The organism is Verrucomicrobiales bacterium (assembly GCA_016793885.1).
GTDB lineage: Bacteria > Verrucomicrobiota > Verrucomicrobiia > Limisphaerales > UBA11320 > UBA11320.
Map to the genome: position 1 here is coordinate 1 of JAEUHE010000237.1, position 21,084 is coordinate 21,084.

A 21,084-nucleotide genomic window follows, 5' to 3' on the forward strand; every position below is an offset into this window, starting at 1 on the left:
CAGATCGTATAGTGCGAGGCGTATTGAGCGCCGGCAGTTGAGTGTGCATATCCGCAAAGCAAGCGGTCTGGATGCCGTCGGGGGTCGGCTAAAGTTCGTCGAGCGAACGGGGGTGATGTCCGTACGGCATCCAGACCAAAAGAGATCAAAATGATGATTTTCGACGGAGTTATTTACCGTCTGCTGTGGAGGGCTCTGCAGGGAGCCCTCCCGCAGCCGGTGAATAACTCCGGTTAGGCTATACGGGGGTGCGGGCACCCCCGGAGTCCTTAACAATAGGGAGCATCGCGCAGCGATGCCAGCGGCGTCTGATGCTGGCGTCACCTCGACTCCATGAACAAAACTCGTTGGTAAATCCGCTCGCCGGCGGGTGGCACGCCTTTCAGGGTGCTGTTGAATAGGGGGCCGACAAACCGGGGGTGTCGCTGCGCTCTACACCCCGGCTACTTTCTGTCAACCCTGCGGGTTCTGGACGGCGGATTCAGGAATTCACCGGAAGAGGCGACCCTCGCCACCCTGCCAAGGTTGCCAACAGCCCCATCCACCCCCCTACAAAAACAAAAAAACCGGCAGATTGCTCTGCCGGTTTCGAAAAGAAGGAGAAGCAGCTGACTGCTTACTTGAGAACCGCGGTGTGGAGTTCTTTCCAGTCGTCCAGGTTATTCAGGTTGATGGCGTCCTTGAAGGCGCTGGCATCATCCGGAATGTTGTTGGCCGACAGGATCGACTTGCGGGTCGCGTCGTCGTGGTTGTAGCCACGGATCGCGGCATTGATGGTGTCAATGGTACCCTTGTCGAGCTTCACGCCCGCCTGTTTCTTGACCCAGGCTTCGAACTCCGGATAGGTCGGGCGGCTGGCCTTGATGAAGGCGATCACGGCGTCCCGGTTGAGATTCAACGCATCCATGACCATCTGGTCATAGCCCTTGCCGGCACCGGGATATCCGGGAGCGAGCTTTCCACAGGATTCCAGGGAGACCTTCAACCAGAGACGGGGCAGGTGCAAAACACCCAGCGGACCGGCGACGCCGGAGCTGATGAGAGGAACGATAGTATTCATGTTATTGATAGTGAGTAATTCGCTTTCGCTGGTGCCAAGTTAGGTGAACCGATTCTCCCGGGTCAAATGCAAATTCCCTGGGAATTCCCAAATTGCCATGAGCTCCTCAAAATGATAATGTCCAAATCCTTGAAACCCCGTCGTGTCCTCAATTACTGCCTGGGCGGTCCGCCACAGCGTCCTGTCGCTCTCCTCCTGCTGCTGCTCGCGACCTGCTGGGTCGCTCCAGCTCAATCCATCGTGCTCAATGAAGTCATGGCGCGGAATCAGAAGGGCCTTCGGGATGAGAACGGCGACTTTTCGGACTGGATCGAGCTGTTCAACCCGGGACCGTCAGAGCTGAACCTGCAGGGATACGCTCTCAGCGATGATCCAGCCAACCCTTTCCGATGGGTGTTGACCAATTCAGTGCTGCCAGCAGGTCAATTTCTGGTTCTATTTGCGGATGGCAAGGATCGGCAACCAGGGCGGATCGCTTCGGTTTCACCCCAGGAGTTGCCCGGACTCCGGTCCTGGCTGAAAGCCTCGGAGATCGCGACCAATGACGCCACTGTCGTCCGCCGCAGCGGATCGCAGGTATTTATCCGCAAATGGAATGACCTCAGCGGCAGCGGGGCCGTTTGGAACCAAACCTTCTCCTCGCAGCAACCCTTGCTCCTTGCCAGCAACGTCCTCACGCGGACGCCCGCAGCCGTGCGCTTCGACGGCGTCGACGATTTTCTGGCTTGGTCCAGCCCTCCCCCCACCAACAACTTTTGTCTGGTCGCGGTAATTCGCAGCCGCACCGCGCACGAGATCGATGCTCAGGCCAACTCCGGAGCCAGCGGGGTCTCCGGGCAGCGCTATCTGTTCGGAGCTAACCACGGCGGGGCGGCCAACGCGGGCATGGGAGTTTCCGCAGGAACGAATGGAATCTCGATCTACGAGCATGGTGATGGATACATGCCGGCCCTGGCAGTTTTGGCCACCGATCTACCCGGTTTCCAAATCCTTACCCTCCAGTATTCCAACAAGATCCCGCGTATCTTCTGGCAGGGCAACCTGGCTGCCACCGGCAACACCTCTCCCCGAGCTCACGTCACCGCTCCGACCAACCTGGGAACCGGCTCCTACGGTTCTTGGAGCGGGGACCTGGCGGAACTGCTCGTGTTTGATTCATCGTTGTCCGAGGGACAAGTTTTGGGACTGCACGAGCACCTTTCCGCGCAGTACGGAATCCCGCTCCGCCGTTATTGGCATGCGAATTTCGCGGTTAGCCTCAAGGGTGAAACGCTCACGCTGACGCGACCCGACGGAACCGCGGCCGACCAGGTCCAAACCCCCGTGGATATCCCTCCGGACATATCGTACGGACGCAGCCCGGATGCCACCGGCTCTTGGAGGTTCTTCGTTCAACCCACTCCAGGCCAATCCAACCTCACGACCGCGGCCGACGAGTTTCTCGAAGCACCCCGGTTCTCCCACGAAGCCGGCTTCTATACCAACGCGTTCTCGCTGTCGCTGAGCACCAGCAACCAGGCGGCGACCATCCGCTACACTTTGGATGGCTCGGAACCGACTGCCACATCCCCCGTCTTCACCACCTCCATTGGTATTTCCAACCGAACTTCGCTCCCCAACACCCTCTCTCTCATCCCCACCACTCCAGGCGGAATCTCTCCGCCGAGCCGATCCGTTTACAAATTCATGGTGGTCCGCGCCAAGGCCTTCCGGACCAATGCCGTGGCCAGCCCAACCGTCACGCGCACGTTCATCGTCGATCCGCGGGGTGGGCAACGCTTCCGTCTGCCGGTAGTTTCCCTCACCAGCCCGCGTGCAAATTTTTTCGATCCTAACATCGGCATCTATGTTCCGGGCAACGCGCCTGGGGGCAACTACGCTCAATCGGGCGATGCCTGGGAACGCCCAGGATACATCGAATTCTTTGACACCAACGGAGTCACGGGTTTCTCCCAAGGCACGGGGATTCGGATGCATGGCAATACGTCCTTTCAGTTCCCCGTCAAAGGCCTGCGACTGCATGCCCTCAACCCGCCGGGCGACGGCCCGTTTCGCTATCAGATTTTTCCCGACTGGCCCGTCAAGAGCTTCAATCGATTGCTCCTGCGCCCGTCCGGACATGACTACAACCTCACCCTGTTCAGGGATGTCTTCATGCAGAGCCTGGGACGCGAACTCGGGCTGGATACCCAGATCCATCGGCCTGCCCTGCTGTTCTTAAACGGCGAGTACTGGGGCATCCACCACTGCCAGGAAGCGTTTGAGCCCGGTTACTTTTCAGCCCATCATCCGGAAGTGGATCCGGAGGCCATTGACTACCTGGAAGGATATGCCAGTGCAATCAATGGGGACACGGCCCGATGGGAGGAAATGATCGGTTACATCTCGACCCACGACCTGCGCGATCCCGTGCATTTCGCCAAGGTGCAGTCTTACATGGATACGTCCAACTTCATCGATTTTAAGATCAGTGAAATCTTCTACTATCGATGGGACATCGGAAACCATCGCCCGTGGAGACCGCGCACCCCCGAGGGAAAGTTTCGCTGGATTCTCTTCGATTGTGATGTGGGCTGGGGCGGGTTCTGGGCGGTGCCGCCCGCATGGGCGTTTCGAATGCTGGATTATGACCTGGAGCCGAACGGCCCGTGGACTCAGTACCAGTCTAATCCCGGGGGCAATGACCACAATTCACCGGTGGTCACCTTCCTGCTTCGTTCGCTGATGACCAATCCTACCTTCAAGAGTGACTTCATCAACCGGTTCGCGGATGTGATGAACACCACGTTCCAGTCCAATCACGTGATTCAAACCATTGATGGCATGGCGACCTCCCTCGCCCCGGAGATCGGCGCCCATATCGATCGCTGGCACGCTCCAAGTTCCCTCAACGAGTGGAGCAACAACGTCAAATACCTCCGAACCTATGCGGTGCAACGACCCATCTTCATGCGTCAGCAGTTGAGCTCGCGATTTGGGTTGGGCGGGACCCGCCTGATCGACATCGCCGTCAACGACACGAACGCAGGCTCCGTCCGAATTCATTCTCTCTCGGTCAGCGCTCCACTTGCAGCGCCGTGGAGAGGCATCTATTTCAAAAACCATCCCATCGAGGTGCAGGCCAGGCCAAACCTCGGCTACCGATTCGTTGGCTGGACGGGCCTCACCAATCGAGCCGCCATTGCCCTGCTGCCCACGGGTGAAGATCTGACGTTCTCAGCAACTTTCGAAGCAGACCCGGATTACTCGGGACCCGAGCCCAAGCCGTTCACGCTCTCTCGGGGCGATTATTCCATGAGCCGTTGGAGCGCTCTGGAGCCCCCCGGAACCTACCCCGCTCACATGCTTTTCACGATGGCGGCGGTTCCTGATCCCCTCCGCTCCGACGCGTTTGAGATTCCTTGGCAACTCCCGTACGACCGCACCAGCCGATCACGCATCGTCGGATTGGGGGAGGAAGGCATTGGGTTCCTCAACACCAGCGATGCCCAGGACGCCGGCAGCGGCTTCGCGGGCGCCGCACTGCTCGCGCTTGACACGCGGGGACTCAATCAAGCGGAGGTCAGTTTCCGCGGCCGCACTTTGCTGGTAAACAGTCGAAGCTATGCGCTCCGCCTTCAGTATCGACTGGGCGGCGAGGGAGCCTTCCAAGATCTGAGAGATACCCAAGGAAATTCCGTGGATTATCTGCGAAGTGAGACGGCCAATGCCTCCTTGATCATCGGCCCCATCCCGCTGCCGCCAGAGTTGCTCAACCGGGCGTATGTCCAGCTGCGATGGATCTATCACTTCGTCGCTGGACAAGCAGGAACCCGAGCGTTCCTTGCGCTCGACGACGTCCGAGTGAGCGGCAGGTCGGCAGTCGATCCGCCTCAGTTCGACACAGCCCGTTTGATCAGTGCCACGACGCTCCGCTTCGAGATCCGCGGGAATCCGGGAGCCAGTTACCGCCTCCAGACGTCGCGGGACCTGGTCGAATGGATCGATGGATCAATCATCACGATCTCCGCCGAGGGGACCGCGACAAAGGAATTGGAGATCTCAACTGAGCCGGGACACCTGTTTTTCCGGATGATTCCCTAGCAAGCCGTGGAAGGAAGGATATCGTTCTGCAGGGTGCCCGCCGGGCCATCGTTCGGTTCTCGGTTTTTTGAATGCCGGCCTGCTAGCAATCACCCCGACTCCGAGTCGGGGTGAGGAAACTCAATCTGAATTCAAAGCCTGAAGGCTTGGCGAAGCTTTTTCAGGCTCTTCGGAACTCCGGTCTCGGGCGCTTCCTTGCCTTCGAACTCCAGCGACACATAGCCGGTGTATCCGACGTCATCCAGAATCCTCGCGACTCGCGCATAGTCTAATTCGAGGGTGTACCACTCGCCTCCCCCGAAATACGTCTTCGCCTGCACAAAGACTGTCTTGGGCGCAATCTTCTCCAGCTTCGGATACGGGTCCTCGAGAAAGTTGCCAGTATCCATCAACACTCCCAGCCAAGGGTTGGGAATGGCATCAACAATCCGCAGCAGACCTTCGGGCGATCGCGTCAGGCCCCAGTGGTTTTCAAGCGCAAGCATCACCCCCAGCTCCTCCGCTTTGAGCAGGCATTGTTGGATGGAGTCGATGCACCACTTGAAGCCTTCCGACTCGGAGTAGCCAGGTAGAATAGGCTCCTCTCCCCGGGCCTTCATGAGATCGTCGAAGGATGCGATGGTGTTCCAGCGGCCCGAATTCAGGCGAATGCATGGAACACCCATGTCATGGGCCAACTGCAGGCATCGAACGGTGTGGGCGATGGCCTTCTGGCGCTCGAGCGGGTTGGGATCGACGAAATCCTGGTGAATGGAGAGACAAACCAAGTCAACCCCGCGACGAAACGCGTGCCGCTTGAGGCTCTGCACGTAGCCTCGCTCCTCACTGTCCATCTGCCGATGCAGAACATCCACCCCTTGCACCTCGAGATCCGCGGCGTGATCGATCACGCTATCCACCGAAACCTTGGCGGTCTTGAAGTGCCAGTATGAATAGGTGGAAAGCGCCAACCGAACTTTCGACCGCCCCCCACCCTTACGCTGAGCGGCGACTGAAGCCAGCGGCTGGGCAACCGCACCGCCCACACTCAAGGAGGCGGCACCGAGAAAATTGCGTCGCGAAATCATGCCGCGCACGCTGCCTTTGCTGGCGAGCGCAGTCAAGCGGATGTCAACGAGCCAACAGCCGATAAAACCGGCTAGCAGACTCCTTCGGCAGAACGAGGGTATTCCCCCTCACCGGATCCACTTCAGTCTTGCCGGGCACCGGTCTCCAATTTGCCGTGCTCAGGTCGTCGATGGTCTCAAGCAGGAATAGGCCTTCTGGGGCCAGCCACGAGACCTCAACCCCGAGGGCCGCCTCCCGGATACCGAGAGGGGTTCCACCTATCGGGTGAGGGGCAGCAACCGCCGCCGCCTCCAGGGTCACCAGCCCTGAAACCGGCCCGGTGAGTGCCGATCCAGACTCGGTTCGGTTCGAAAACTTGGAATACGTGACCACAGCCACCAACTCGGATCCAGCCGGCGCGTCGAAGGCAGACAAGGTGAATCGGAACTCGGACGTCCCCTCATGTCGGTCCTGCGTCGAGCCCTCGACAAAAGTGGCAAGGGGGCGTCCGGGGACAACGAATCCCTGCTGTAGGGCGGCCAGATCGAGCAGGTAGACATCAACGAAGGAAAATGGGTATCGGTCGAGGTTCGGAACGGGAACTACGCCGGTGAAGAAGCCGTCAAAAGTGTCCAACAGATAAGGCACCGCATCGGTCTCAGTGGAGAGCGGGCCCGCCAATGCATCGGCAAAGTAGGTTTCATAAGCACGTCCCTTGTCCCGGTGCTGGAAAGGAAATCCAACGAACCCATTTCCTCGAAACCAATTTCCACGCGCGACCACGGGTACGGTCGAACCGGCGTCTACCAATTGATCTCCACCCAGGCCATAAATCAAGTTCGCCTCGAGTGCATCGCTCAGCCCGTCGCCATTGGTGCCGATTCGAACATCGCCCACCCCGGTCATCTGGAAGAAATCGGGAGCACCGGCAGGGTCATGAGGATAGAGCACCCATCCGTTCGCGGTAGCGGCGCCGACTCCGAAATGATTTCCCGCGATGACCACATTGGTTCCCGCATTACCTCCATAGAACTCGAAGATATGATCGTAGAGCGAGGGGCCAAAGACATTGCGCTCGTCCTCGTCCGAGAGGCCGTCGCCGTTGGTGCCCACCAATGTATTCTCCCGGAAGCGCCCATTCTCAAAGGTTTCTATCGTACTCAGGCTGTTGGCCAGGGCATACTCGCGAATATCCAAGAAGGTGGCTCCATCCGGGAACACGTTGAACAGATTGCCGGAGATCCGTGCGCCCGGTAGCTCCAGCGCCAGCGCCAGGCTCATCCCCACACTGACGTTCCGTTCTGCCGGGTCATTGGCTCCATCTCCATCAGTGCCGAACACCAAACCCGCCGAGGCTCGGCCTACAGTCTGACCCTCGACGACCTCGTTAAATCGAAAGGCCGCCACCGCCGAGCGACAAGCCGCAATCGTGGTCCGGTCAGGGTGAAGGCCAAACCAGCATCCTTGCACCCGAGCGTTCGCGGATGCCTTGGCCAACGCTACCGCATAGAGTAACGGGTCGGACTTACTGCCAACCGTATGTCGCCCTAAGAAGCAAAGTCCTCGGACGACAAAATTCTGGGCGCCCATCACCGCCAGGATCCCGTTCTCAGTCGCCCCGAAACCGGAGATATCCGATCCGTCCGCGTTCAACATGCGAGTGGATCGCCGTACCAGTAACTCAGGTTGATCCGGATGCGGGCTCTCGAGGAAATCCTCCGCTCTGGAGTCCAATACGATTCGAATCCGCGCGTTGTTCCCATCCTCAAAACGCGCCGTGTTGGGCAAGGATCCCGGCTGCGTATACCCATCGATGGTCAAATGATCCACAGTGATGAAAGGATAGCCTCCCAGAGGGGTCTCCAACAAATGAGGTCCTTCGCCCGGAAGCTGGAAACCAATGGTATCTCCCGAGCCCGCCGCCTGAATAGCCTCCAGGAGACTCAGCACGCCATCGTTCGGGCCTGAGCTATTGTCAGCCGTTGTGACTGTATGGGTTGCAGCGTGAACTGGAGACGCGGAGATGAGAATCGAAGCCGTCAAAAGGTACAAATAACTCCTCATAGGAACTCAAATGTCTTGGGTTAATCCTGGATAGTTAACAGATATCAAGAGCCGGTCATGAAGGGAATAAGAATCTTACGCCTTTGACGGCCAAAAAAGCTTGTGAAACCCCCTTCACCCCAGACACATTCTAGGCATGAAGTCCGTCTTTACCGGCCCAGTCTATGTCGTGCGTGACAACATCGACACGGATCAGATCATTCCGGCGCAATACCTCAATCTGGTTCCGACCATCGCGGAGGAATACGAGAAGCTGGGAAGCTACGCGCTCTGCGGCTTGCCTGACTCGCTGTATCCCATCCGTTTCGTGGCACCGAACGAACTGGACACCCAATATCCGATCGTGGTCGCCGGCAAGAATTTCGGCTGCGGCAGCTCCCGCGAACACGCGCCAATCGCCATGGGCTCCGCTAACAACCGCATCGTTCTGGCTGAAAGCTTTGCTCGCATCTTCTTTCGCAACTGCGTATCTACCGGAGAACTCTATCCGTGTGAATCGGCGGACCGACTGTGCGACATCCTCAAGACGGGCGATGTGGTGACTGTGGACCTCGATCAATCCACCGTCACGGTGCAAGCCTCCGGTAAAGTCTACAAATTCAAACCACTCGGAGATGTGCGTCCGGTGGTCGATGCCGGGGGACTGTTCAATTTCGCCCGAAAAAGCGGCATGATACCAGCCAATGGCTGATTCATCCCCGGCGGCTCCCCCCGCAACTCCGCCTCCTGTCAACCCGAGGCCGGATATGCGCTTCCCCCTGCTGCCGGCAGCAGGGGTGTTTGTCGCCGCTACCCTGATCTACTTTGCGTGCTTCAGCGCTCTCGAGCACATGCGTCTCAAAAAGGGACCCTGGTTGCTGGAGTTCGCTACCGACCCCGTTGGAGTTCCCTCGCTGACGCTCAACCAACCAAGCCTCGGCATCAACCGCGTGCAACTGATCTTCGTCGGGGAAACCCATACCAACCTCGGCACACGTGCGGAAATCAGGCTGGATCGGCCGCTTACGCCTCTGCCTTTCGGCGAACGCATCTCCGAGGACCTGATGTTTCTGCCCGGCACTCTCGCCCTCAACCTCTTCGGGCATGAGATCGAACTCGCGCCGAGAACCTTGGTCGTCAACCGCAAAGAGGTCCCCTGGCAAAACAACCAAGTCATCCGGCTGACGCCCACCGAAAAGCTCCCACCCGAGGTGCTCAAGCCGCCGAATCCCAAGAAGCGTCCGATTTTGTAGTGAGCATCTATCCCTCCCGCCCTCCCGTCAGGGGACTCGATACACTCGTTCAATGAGACGATTCTCGGCATCATAACGATCTTCATAGGGCCGCCCTTGATATTCACCTCGCAGGGTGTTCCCAGCGCCGTCGTAATCCGGATTGGCATTCGCCGGGTTATCATCGAGATCTATTCGATCATTTCGATCGTAGTTCATTCGTGAGCTCGGAATGCCCGGAAGGGACGACTCGCGACGCAACCGATTCCCGACCGCATCGTAGTGATACGAGGCCGCCCCCAGGCCGCCAATCGTCTCGCGCGTCAAACGCTGAAGATCGTCGTATTCCCACCGGTACGTTCGCAGGGGGGTGCCGGCGTTGCGGAAAGACTCCACCAGTTGAACCCGCTGCCCGGCTTCGTTGACCTGATAGTCGAACCGCGCATACTCCTCCCCTTCACGCCCCCAACGCAGCTGTTGCAAACGGTTCCGACTGTCGTATCGATAGGAATTGGTCAGGCCATTGGCATAGCGCGTCTCGCTCAACATCCCCGCGAGATCATACGCGTAGGTTGCCCCCACACCAAACTCAGGAATGCTGGCTCCCGTCAGACGCCCCAATTCGTCATAGGCGTAACGGACTTCCCACCACTTGCTGCCCATCTCCACCACCGTCCTCGCTACCTGGCCGCCCGGAAGATACCCGTACTCAAGCCGACCATAGCCGGGCTTATCGCGAACGTGCAGCCGGTCCAAGTCGTCGTAGGTATACGTGGTGGAACCGCTGGGGTCGACTTGGGTCGCTCGATGTCCCGTCGCGGTGAACGTGAACTCCGCGAGCAGATCCTCACCCGCTGCGAGCCGCTCGGCCTTCCGCCAGAGGCGATCTCGTGCGTCAAATCGTTGCTCGATCAACCGCCCGTTGAAGTTGGTTCGAAGGACCAGGTTCCCGACGGCGTCATAGTTCATGAACTCTCGTTCGCCACCCGGAAGCTCCCGCATCACTCGCCGTCCCAACGCATCATAAGCATAGCGCGTGGTCCTTCCCAGCGCGTCCGTTTGGCTGATCTGGTTGCCCGCCTCATCAAACCCATACACGGTCACGGTCTGATTGGAGGACCCGAGGGCGTTGGTCACCGAGGTCAGCCGCCCCAGAACATCATACCCAAATCCAGTAACGATGCCCACCTCGTTGGTCGAAAACACCTGGTGCCCTGCCCCGTCGTAAGCCAGCCAAGTGCTCGACCGATGCCCTCCCACCTCTGGCATCCTCGTCGCAACTCGCCGCCCCCAGGCATCATATTCATACTCTGTCCGATTGTTGGCCGGGTCAACGCTGGCCGAAAGCAGCCCGGAGGGGCCGTAGAGGGAGCGGTGGACGGCCTGACGTGGCGTGTCCCAAGCGTTGGTAACCGAGATCCGTCGCCCCGCCGCATCGAACCCGTATGCAGTGGTCACTCCATTGGCATCACGTACCCAGGACAGGCGACCAGCGACGTCGTAGCCTGTTTCTAGAACCGTGAGAATCTCCGGATCCTCCACCAACTCCGCTGCTGTGATTCCTCGTGAATCCAAACCGATGCGGATGCTGAGGTCACGGCACTTCCCTGTCCGGACGACACGACCCAAAGCATCGTAGACACTGTAGTTGCCGGAAGATCGCACCACACTGTTGGTCTCACTCTCGGTCAGCGGCAAGAAGGTAGCCTGCTGGACATAAACGGGACGCCCCAGGGCATCGTAAAAGGTGCGGCTGACCACGCGCGGCGTCTGGTCATCGAACGGGTATACCGTCTGAACCAACAACCCTCGGCTATCGTAGTAGTATCGAGTCCACCGCCCCAGCTCATCCGCCTCCGCCACCACGCGCCCGAGCTCGTCGAACCGAGTTTGGCGAACCCCGCCCAGAGCATCCGTAGTCTGGATCACTCGGTTCCAGACATCATACTCCAACGAGCGGGTAGCCGTATCGAGCGCCCCACCAACGCCCCGTCGAAGGGTCGACTCGGTGAGTCGATTTCCGTTCCCATCATAACTGAATTCTGTTGCGTCCAGCAATTGCCCTTCAGCCGAGAGGAGTGTTTGCTGGATCATCTGACCCGTCGTATCGTAAGAGTAACGCGTAATCAGTCCCGTGGTGTCACGCGACTCCACCAAATTACCCACGCTATCGTAACGATGGGAAGTTGCCTGAACCGATCCTCCGGCGATTCTCGCTGAACGCTCAAGCCGGCCTTGGCTGTCAAATGTATTGGTCATGATCACTCCGAGCGAATCCTGCTGGTAGACGAGTCGATCCGAGGAATCAAACAGGAACCGATTGGTCCCCTGGGGACTGGCTTGGGTGGACAAACGCCCATCCGAATCGTAAGTGCGGATCATCCACGACTCACCCTCCGTGCCCCATGCGTTCGTCTCCGCCAACAACCGGTGGTTGGTTCCAAAAGAACGGCGGGTGATACGCCCTGACGCGTCGACGGTTTGAATCACATTCCCAAAGGCGTCGTAGTCATGAATCGTCCGATGGCCCAACGGATCGACTGACTCCTCCCGACGCCGTGCCAACTCGTGCTTCAACAGCGCTCTGCCGCCGGTGGCATCCGCCACCGAGATGAGACGGCCGTCGGAATCGTAACCTGGCCGCAGCACAGCCACGCCCCGCTCATCCCGCAACTCCGTGAGGTAATGGGGAAAAAGCAGATTCGTATAGGAATAGCTACGCACACTGTAACGGCCAGTTTCGCGATCGAGCAGACGCCGAACCGCGACGAGATTTCCAGTCAAAGCGTCGTATTCGTAGCGCAACAAGGGGAAGGCGCCCGGGCGCAGCTCGCCGGAGGGTAACAGGGATGCCGAATCGAAGGCCTCCGTGATGAATCCGTGAGCTCCTCGCTTCAGGAGCAGGGAGCGAGTCCGAACATTATTCCGGTCTCTATGCTCGATGCGCACGCTCGAGTCCTCCGAAATCTCCACCCGCTCGCCCGTTGGTGACTGCAGAGATCGCAGAACCGGACGCCCATAAACCTCGACGGATCGTGCCAAAGCGGAATCAGACGCCAGCGTCAAGCTGCCCACCCGCGGGCGAACGATTTGCAGGACTAGCCCATCCACATTCGTCAAAACCCAGCCGCGGAAATCATAATTCTCCATCGGCGTCCCAGGACCGGCGTCGACCCAGAAGGGCGGGATTTCCTGCTGGAAAGGAATGAACCGAAGCTCTCGGTTCCCGGTCGCCGTCAAGGTGATCGGGAGTCCCGGCGGTGGCTCCCAGCGTGCCTCGTAACAAAAGCAGGGAACTCCACCCCGATTCGGGCCAGGCCTCAGTGAGTGGCGAAAGGTGGTTCTCATGCCACCTGGCAGGGTCAGGGAGATGTCGCGGCCTCCCCCCACGCGAACCTCGTGCCGAGCTTCGGTATCCGGGTCCTCTAGAAGAGTCCGGTCCTCGTCGATTTCAACCTGCAAATCATAGAGGGAAAGGGTCCAACCTGGACCAAAATCACCCCCTCCAGGATTCAGCGAATCGTAGGTGCGCGACAGCACAAGAGGAAGCCCGGACGTCGGGAGTTCAAGATCCGTTTCCGTGAAGAACAGCTGGCCGATCTTGGCGTCGCTTTGCAGAATAAACCGCACGGTGTGCTGCACGGTCTGAATCCCTCCCAGCGTGACCAAAGTCAAATCGTAAGATCCATTCCGCAACTGGGTCATATCCAGTTCACCCAACACTCCGCCCTCCACCGGACCGACACCGCTCCATTCCTGAACCCATTCCCCGGTGGCTCGCTGGAGAACCAGGCGATAGCTGGAGTCCTCATCCGGATCCAGAGCCGTGCCCCGAACCTCCAGTCGGTCGGTTTCGATCAGAGCACCTGGGGCTAGGGACGCAATCAGCGCCACCGGTGCGCGGTCATCAGCCGTTCCGACCCCAATCCGCACCGCGGGCAGGTTCCACCAGATCCCCTGCTCATCCATCGCCTCGGCCTGCAAAACGACAAACCCAGCTCGCGAGGGAGTCCACGACCACTCCAGCACCGGGCCCTCACCCGACGGAATCCGCTGACCATCGGCGAACAGCCGGGTCTGCACGATTGCGGCACGAGTGGAATCCACCTGGAGCCGGATCGGAACCACGGAGCCCAGGAGATGACGGGAACCATCGACCGGCTCTATCCAACGAAGGGCCGGATCGGCCACTTCCACTTCCACCTCTGCGCTCAACGGGGTTCCTGCCGAGTCCTCCGCGACGTAGGTAAAGCGATCGAACCCGGAGACGCCCGCAGCAGGTGAGTATTCCACCTCGCCATCAGAGCGAAGGACGACCACTCCCAGCGAGGCCGGACCTACGGATACCAGCTTCCCTATGCCTTGATCGTTCTTCAACACGGCCAGCCGATTCGAGACCGAGCCAACGCCCACTTGAAAGGAATCCGAACGGGCCTCTCCCAGGGGCTTGGGGGGGTCCACCTGAAGTGGGATCCGAAGCGAGGCCGCCGATTCGGTGTGCGCCCAGGCCCAATACAGTCCTGGCGTCGCGTTGGACCAGGTGGTGGTGGTGCCCTCGGCCCTCAGCGTCGTTTGCCAGAGCCCAGACTCGATAACGAACGTGACAGGAGCGGCTGGGTCACCCGTCAGACCAATCGCCTCAAGCTCAAAGCTTGCACGATCGCGAGAATGCGCCTGGACGTGAAGCCCTGCGGATCCGGGTCCAAAGTACAAGCGTCCGACCGAACGATGGACAATACGTCCTTCAACCCACCCTCGAAGGATGAGTGCCGCCGTTCCCGATTCCAGAACTGCCGGACGACGAATCCTACAAAACCAGCGTCTTGTCTCGCCGGCTCCCAGGTCACCGGTGTCGGGAGCAGTTAGCAGGATATCGATGGCAGGATGATCGCAGTAAGCCTCGAATCGAAAGCCTTCCAAGAGCTGGCTGGACAAATTGTCCCATTCAACCTCGATCACGCTCTCGGTTGGCGGTATCCAGCCCAGTTCAAACTCCTCAGCGACCTCCAAGTGATTCACCCGAAGGCCAAGGAAGGGACGATCCGGCCGGTCCTTACCGACGCGAAGCAGATACTCGCCACCCTCCCCTGGCTGATTCCCAGCCACCTCAATCGTATAACGACCGGGCCGGGGAATCTCATAGCTCAGGTAGACGGGAGTCACGCGGGGAAGAAATGCTCCGAACGGTTCTGACTCGTGCCAGGCTGACGCCGTCAGGTCGCCGTCACTATCTCGAACGTAAAGATGGGCCGAGAACTCGGGATTCAGGATGGCAAGATCAAGCCGTTCTGTTCCCGATGTCTCGTAAACAAATGTCTGCGAGAAATGCCTCGGGCCCCGGAAGAAAGAAGGGCCCGAGGTCAGTTTCAGCGGCGTGGATGAGCCCTGCTCGGGCAGCAAATCAGGAGCAGGTCCAGTCAGGGACACCGTGACGTAACCCGTCGCCACGAACCCTGCACCCCATCCGACCACGTAACTGAAAGTATCCAAAACCTGCTGATCCGAGTGAAGATCCGGTTCCAGGATCAGCGATGTCGCATCAGATGCAATTCGAACCCTGCCGATCTGCAGGTTGGGCACGGAGATGGATTCGATGCGGGCGGTCGCCGGCACTCGGTCATTGGCCATCACCGTGAGTCGCTGGTTGCCCTGCGAACGTACCAGGTGAAACTGATCATCATGAGGCAGAGCCAGACCAAGATGTACAGGAGACGCTTCCGAGGCATCCGGGGGCGAAATCATCACGGCCGCAACCAAGGTGACAAAGTCCTCCTGACTGGATGGACCGAAGTACTCCGTGCGAAGCACTCCCGACCTCCCTTTCCACTCCACTCCAGAAAGGGGCAGACGCAAGACATCCCACAGTCCGGTGCCCTTCCAGCACTGGTCGGATATCGAAGGCGTCGAAAGCCCCGCGAACAACTGGTCCTGCTCAACACCACAAAGGGTCTGGGTAAAAGGAGTCTTCCATGGCTGATCGTTGAGTACCAGGGTAGGGTCCAGAAAATCGCCGCCCGGTTGCCCGAGGCAGCTGGAACAAGGCTGGCCATCCGACACATGAAGCTCGAGCAGGGCCGACCCAGGGTCGGCTCCAGTCTCCAGAGGAAGGACCCAGCCCTGATCACCGGAGTTTTGAAGGAGCAGATGGCCTCCTTGGTCAACGCGCGCACGATTGGTCTGTTGCTCCTTCTGGAAATGCCCACCCAGCCACAGCTCACCTTGATCACCCGACGGAGCAATGACGAGCACCCGGTCCGGCTCCTCCCGCCTCCATGGTTCGAATGGATCGTTGTCGGTGGAACCATCCACCAAGCGACACAGCGCCACGGCCTGTTCGCCCTCCCCGTTCCTCAACCAGAGGCGTCCTCCGACCACCAGCACCGAGGTGTCCCAGGCCTGTTCCGGGCCCGGTGTCTGAACATGGAGGACACTGACTTCTTGCCCAGGGAGAGCGTTCAAGGACTCCGGTATCCAATCCAGATCCAGGGCACCGGAGGATTTCAACCGTGCAACCCCATGTCGTATGGCTCCATCCCATTGCAAGAAATCACCGCCAACGTACCAGCCAGCGTCCGGAGCCTCGGCGAGCGTTGCAATCGAGCCGTCCACGACTGCGGGAATGATCTCCAAGGTGCCGTTCCGAGGCAACCGTGCCAGCCAGCCGATGCGTTGATCTCCTGTTCCGGGTCGATCGCCGCCGAACCAAAGCGCGCCATCCGAGGCGGACCGCACGACGCGCACAGTCGCCGCTGGGGCCATCGCGGCAACGAGGTTTCCCTGGAGATCCCAGTGCTGAATCCCATCGCTCCCCGCCACCCAGACTTCGTCGCCCCGCATCAACAAGTCGTTGACCTCTTGATGAGTCGCCACGCTTGAGGTCAGCTGATCCAAAAGGGTGCCACCTGAAGAGAGTCGGACGAGCCCCCCGGTTGGCTGGCCGTCGAAGTGAGTAAACGATCCACCAACCCAGACGGTGCCGTCTGCCTGCAAGGCAACCGATCGAACTATCCCATTGGGGCCGGCTCCGGCATCAAAGCTCACATCGAGCTGCCCGCCAGGGAGCAGGCGAGCCAACCGATTCCGCCGAATGCCGCCCGCTTCGGTGAACGCTCCACCCATCAGAACCCGACCATCGGGATACACCGCCATGGCTTTCACTTCATCATTAACTGCAGGCGCGAAGCCTCCATTCGACTCGTTCCCACTCCACAAGCGCACATCTCGTCGCAGCGAAGGTTCGGGCTGATCAAACAGCACCAGGAGAGAGATGCCATTCACGTTGAACTGAGCGCTCTTCACTAATTCGCTGACCGGGTATTCCCCGTCGCCTTCGACCAATGCGGTGACGTCGGCGCGATAGGAATGAGCGACCGCATAGGGATGGTTCTGCCGGTACGTCCACCCATCGTCATGTGAAAGCCCCAACGAAACACCCTGGATCCAGCGGCCGGCAAAACGAATACGGCTGTTTGCATCCGAATGCCACGAATCCACGGGACCGTGCCAATACAGGAAAGCGCGCCGCACCGGGCCTTGAACTCCCCGGAGGGACAACGTTCCCTGCCCCCGATCCCGCAACCCACCCAGGCTGGCGGAGGCGTAGCCCGCCGAGGGAAAGAACTCCCAGGCGGAAGACGCCACCACGTGAACTGGCACAACCTGGCTGGTTGATCGCCCCCCAGCATCGTGAACCTCCAGCTTGACCTGGTACTCTCCCGGCACCGAGAACGCCAAGAAAGTCTGCGGCTGATTGGGACGCTGGAACTGCACCGGTCCTGGGCCGGAGACTTCCGCCCACTGAAAACGCAGGGGAAGCCCCGAACGAAACCCTTGGTCATCTAGCCCATCGTCGACAGCCTCAGCGCTGAGAATCCCCTCAAACCCGGACAACTGTTCGAACTGAGCCGCCACTCGCGGCGGCTGGTTCGATCCGGTCGCGACCACTTGGATCTCGTCCGACCCTCGAAAGAGTCCTTCGCTTACCGTCAAACGAAGCCGATATTCACCGGGCTCGGAAAAGCTCGCCTCCGAGTGGAGCGCGCGGGCCGAGAAGCCCACCGCACCAGGCCCCGAGAGCACTTCCCACCGAGCCTGCGCACTGGAAGAGCAATTCGAGCACACCCCCTGCAAAGCCACCACCCGTGGCACCACCACACGAAGATCCTCTCCTGCCGACACCCGGGGCGATGGTTGGACCGGATCGCAGAACTCCCTGCCCAACGCACCCAGCATCGCAGGTAGGCTCGCGTAGTCGGACGCAGGAATGAGATCCTCACTGCGGGCGACCAACCGCTGCAAGTGTGCGTGGTCAGGACCAGCGCCCAGTGCATAGATCAACAGTTGGACCTGCTGGCTTCGCGCATCGGCCGCGGCCGCTATCGTGAGCTCGCGGACGGTCTCGCGCGTGGCCGTCGTGCTGCTTTCCCAGCCATCGGTCAGCAGAATGATCAGGCGACGATGCGAAGGCTCCTCCAGAGCCTGGAGTCCCTCGCGAATCCCACTGGCAATGACTGTTCCATCGCACAGTTTCCCGTCCAAGTGAGCAGAGCGTTGAAGCCCCGCGATAGCTGACTTCAGGCGCTCGGCCTCGGAAGTGAGGCTGACATGGAGATGCGCGGAGGAGCAGAATGACACTACCGACGCGCGACGAAGACCTCCGGACAAGCCGAGCTGTTCCACAAACCGGACGGCAGCCTGTCGCAGCAGGTCAAAGTCGGACGGACTGATGGACGAAGTTCGATCGAGCACGAGAGCAACATCCAACGGTTCGTCGCACGCGTCCGCCCATTCCACGCTTTGAATTCGTGGCACACTACGCCGGCCGCTGGCGTCCTGCATCCGCCACTGCAGTAAGTGCATCCGCGAGTCGGGGCCAGTGCGAAGCGGTTGGTATTCGACCTGCCGGATCAGCTCGGTCACCGCCGCGGGGGTAGCTCCACGTCCCAACTGCAGACGGAGGCGCGAGGAGACGATCTCCACCCGGGCGACCTCAACGCCATGGACCCGTGCCCAACCATCCGAGCTGATCTGGATGCGGTCGGACGACAGCAGAGCCAGTTGGCCGGCGTTCATGTCCGGCACCACCGTCGCCACCTCAATCCAGCAGTTCTCGAGCGTGTCGACCTCGGCGGCGACCAGAGCACCCATGGGCGCCAGGCGAAGCCGTTGGCCAGCGGCGACACGCTGGAGAGCGGTTGGAATCTGCAGCTCGAGCGGAGATAATCCGGGCTCGGAATCCAAGGCAACCGCTCGAAAATAGCCCTCCTCCGACCAAGGGACTGGGATCTCGAAAACGGATTCGCCGCGAGCGCCGAGAATCACAGGGCCGAACTCTTCGGCCGGACTTGTGAGCCGGGGAATGGCCTGCACCTGGGCACGTTGGCCCGGAGCCAGCCCCACCAACTCCAGTCGAATGCGATTGGTGGTGGGAAAGGTGGGAGGCCGAATCCGAAGATCGGCGGCCCGAATGGAAAGACAGTTTACCGCACCGAGCACAAGCAGTGCTCCTGCGGCCGCAATAAAGGATCCTCCTTGGAACCAGGTACGACGCATAATTCAGAACGATGGCGAGGAGATTACCCACGGATCTCGCTCCGACAATCGCTAGAACTAGGGAAGCCGCCGACTTAGTCCTGTTCTTCTCCACTACAAGTAGGGAGAGAAGTTTCCCCGATAGCCCAGCCCCCCGTCGTGCAGTGCGGGGCTGACTCTGACTGGCCAACGCTACCGTGGAGGTAGCGAGTTTTTCAGGATGAACTCAACGATGGGAGTCGAGTCATCAAGCCCGTGGGGGTGATGCCCCACCCCCGGCTTCGCGATGAGTTGGATCGTCCCACCCAGCTTCTTGTATCGTTCCGCCAAAATGCCCGTATTCTCGTCCCAGGGCACCACCTCATCGGCATCGCCATACACATGGAGCAGGGGCACTCCCGCCGCAGCGAGGGGAGCCAACGTGTCGATGGGATTCCTCCGGTAGGCGAGAGCCTCTGCTTCGCTTTGAAAACCGTACCGCTCCAGCACCAACTTCCAGTCCCGCTCGCTCCCCTTCCCCTTCCCTTTGCCGCCCGGCCAGCTCTTGAAGTCACAGACTGGGGCATCTCCATAGATACACGCCACCTTGTCCGGGTTCACTGCCGCCCAGTTATAGCAATACAGCCCGCCTCGACTCAGTCCCACGAGGGCGGCCTTGGCAGCGAATCCAAAGCGGTCACGGAGCTCCTGATACAAGAGATTCCACTGCCGCACCGCCTCCGGTCCACCCAGCTGATCCGGCACGCTGAGATAGACCACATGAAACCCTTTTCCTAGGAGTGCGATGTCCGGAGCAGGTTTGTGGCCGAAAAACTCGCCATGCCAGACCCACGGTCGGCCGGGGGCCTCCTGACGCGGCGCGACCACCAGTGCAGGTCTACCGCCGACCTCGAAGTCATAGCGATCATACTCGAACCACTTGCTTAATTTGCCGGGAAACGCCGCGGCCGCGGCGCGGATGCTTTGATCGAGCTCGCGTTCCAAGGCCTCCACTTCAGACATGGGCTTCCCCTTCCCCATACCCGGTCGTTTGTGTCCCACGGCATTCAGCCAACTATCCTTCAACAGGCGCTGCCGCTTTTCTACCGCAGCCAACACCTCCGCCCCGCGAGGATGTCGGGCGAGCAGGTCCTTAAGTCCATCCTCCGGTCCGAGCGGGAACACCCCCAGAGCAACGATCAATTCCCGGGCGATCAGCCAGTGTCCGTTGGCATCGATATGGACGCCGTCACCCGCCAAACGATAGCCGGGATTCGACAGCCGCTGCTGTCGCAAATGGTCATTCATGAGCGAGTGGATATCCACCACCGGCCAGCCTTTCGCCCGTTGTCCCACGAGCCAGGCAGAGTATCGATCCAACACGTCATTGTAGCCGACATAAGGGGCTCGATACTCGGGCAAGCCGGCAGGAAGCGTGTTCTTGGCGATGGGAACCGAATCGAACGTAGGCGGCGTGATATGCAAAACCCGAGCTCCGGCAGCTGCCGCTTTATCCCTGAGCCGCTCCATGCCTTCTTTGTATTTAGCGAACCGATCCTCTCCAAAGGGATAATAGATGCCATCGTTCATGCCGTAACACGCGACGACCAGCTGTGGCTGCACCTGCTTCAGGATGCGTTCGAGGCGCTCATGTAGATCAGGTCGAGGAAATTGTCCGCCGGCATGCCCAGGTTCGCTGAGACCGGAAAGCGTTTCGCTGGGCAATCCAATGTTGATCCATTGGAATGTCCGGGTTGGATGCTTCAGGCGAAAGGCCGCTTCCAAGTACTCCACGTACTGCCCGCTATAGGTAATGCTGTCACCCACGAAGACTACCTTGCCGGTGGTGATGAGGCTGACGATTTCCGGCGCCAACCCGGCCGCCGGAGCAGAGCGAGCCATGCCCGAGGGGAAGGCGAACGCAAGAGCCAGCAGGAAGGACCTAGGGATCCAGTGGGAAAGATAGAATGGACTCATCAGGGCTCCATTTGACCGCGAGAGAGGGGGGGAAGCAAGCCTCCCTGCACAGACTGCCGGCATGGCCCAGGGGACCCACGAGCGTCCCACCTCCGCCAAGGCTAGCAAGCAGCGATGGCTGCCAGGCGCGGA

The 21,084-nt window shown here is 59.9% G+C and carries 8 protein-coding genes; 3 read left to right on the forward strand and 5 right to left on the reverse strand.

Annotation, left to right across the window (positions count from 1 at the left end; translation table 11 throughout):
- Positions 1-616: 616 nt before the first annotated feature.
- A complete protein-coding gene (locus tag JNN07_26175) occupies positions 617-1,060 on the reverse strand; it encodes a DUF5069 domain-containing protein (protein ID MBL9171247.1) in 444 nt (147 codons plus the stop codon).
- Between the two features lie 117 nt (positions 1,061-1,177).
- Between JNN07_26175 and JNN07_26180 the strand changes: the two genes are divergently transcribed.
- Positions 1,178-5,143 (forward strand): CotH kinase family protein, encoded by a 3,966-nt coding sequence (locus tag JNN07_26180; GenBank protein ID MBL9171248.1) that lies wholly within the window; start codon positions 1,178-1,180, stop codon positions 5,141-5,143.
- 131 nt (positions 5,144-5,274) lie between these two features.
- Here the strand turns inward: JNN07_26180 and JNN07_26185 are convergent, their stop codons facing one another.
- Positions 5,275-6,042 carry a sugar phosphate isomerase/epimerase gene (locus JNN07_26185; protein MBL9171249.1) on the reverse strand — a complete coding sequence of 256 codons (768 nt, stop codon included), beginning with the start codon at positions 6,040-6,042 and terminating at the stop codon, positions 5,275-5,277.
- A 211-nt stretch (positions 6,043-6,253) separates the two neighbouring features.
- Positions 6,254-8,254, reverse strand: coding sequence for a hypothetical protein (locus JNN07_26190; GenBank protein ID MBL9171250.1), 2,001 nt, complete (start codon positions 8,252-8,254; stop codon positions 6,254-6,256).
- Between the two features lie 136 nt (positions 8,255-8,390).
- On the opposite strand from JNN07_26190, the gene JNN07_26195 reads away from it, so the two are divergent.
- Together JNN07_26195 and JNN07_26200 are read left to right on the forward strand one after the other, a co-directional pair.
- The gene (locus JNN07_26195; protein MBL9171251.1) at positions 8,391-8,945 is read left to right on the forward strand and encodes a 3-isopropylmalate dehydratase; all 555 of its coding nucleotides are present in this window, start codon (positions 8,391-8,393) and stop codon (positions 8,943-8,945) included.
- Positions 8,938-9,486: a hypothetical protein gene (locus JNN07_26200; protein ID MBL9171252.1), complete on the forward strand. Its 549-nt coding sequence runs from the start codon at positions 8,938-8,940 to the stop codon at positions 9,484-9,486. The genes JNN07_26195 and JNN07_26200 overlap by 8 nt, the downstream gene beginning before the upstream one ends.
- Before the next feature lie 27 nt (positions 9,487-9,513).
- On the opposite strand, the gene JNN07_26205 is transcribed toward JNN07_26200, so the two are convergent.
- The gene (locus tag JNN07_26205; GenBank protein MBL9171253.1) at positions 9,514-19,017 is read right to left on the reverse strand and encodes a VWA domain-containing protein; all 9,504 of its coding nucleotides are present in this window, start codon (positions 19,015-19,017) and stop codon (positions 9,514-9,516) included.
- A 171-nt stretch (positions 19,018-19,188) separates the two neighbouring features.
- Positions 19,189-20,952 carry a hypothetical protein gene (locus JNN07_26210; protein ID MBL9171254.1) on the reverse strand — a complete coding sequence of 588 codons (1,764 nt, stop codon included), beginning with the start codon at positions 20,950-20,952 and terminating at the stop codon, positions 19,189-19,191.
- Between the last annotated feature and the right edge of the window lie 132 nt (positions 20,953-21,084).

Coding starts and splice junctions, on each gene's coding strand:
- JNN07_26175 (MBL9171247.1), bottom strand. CDS start 1,060: ATGAATACTATCGTTCCTCTCATCAGCTCCGGCGTCGCCGGTCCGCTG.
- JNN07_26180 (MBL9171248.1), top strand. CDS start 1,178: ATGTCCAAATCCTTGAAACCCCGTCGTGTCCTCAATTACTGCCTGGGC.
- JNN07_26190 (MBL9171250.1), bottom strand. CDS start 8,254: ATGAGGAGTTATTTGTACCTTTTGACGGCTTCGATTCTCATCTCCGCG.
- JNN07_26195 (MBL9171251.1), top strand. CDS start 8,391: ATGAAGTCCGTCTTTACCGGCCCAGTCTATGTCGTGCGTGACAACATC.
- JNN07_26200 (MBL9171252.1), top strand. CDS start 8,938: ATGGCTGATTCATCCCCGGCGGCTCCCCCCGCAACTCCGCCTCCTGTC.
- JNN07_26205 (MBL9171253.1), bottom strand. CDS start 19,017: ATGCGTCGTACCTGGTTCCAAGGAGGATCCTTTATTGCGGCCGCAGGA.
- JNN07_26210 (MBL9171254.1), bottom strand. CDS start 20,952: ATGAGTCCATTCTATCTTTCCCACTGGATCCCTAGGTCCTTCCTGCTG.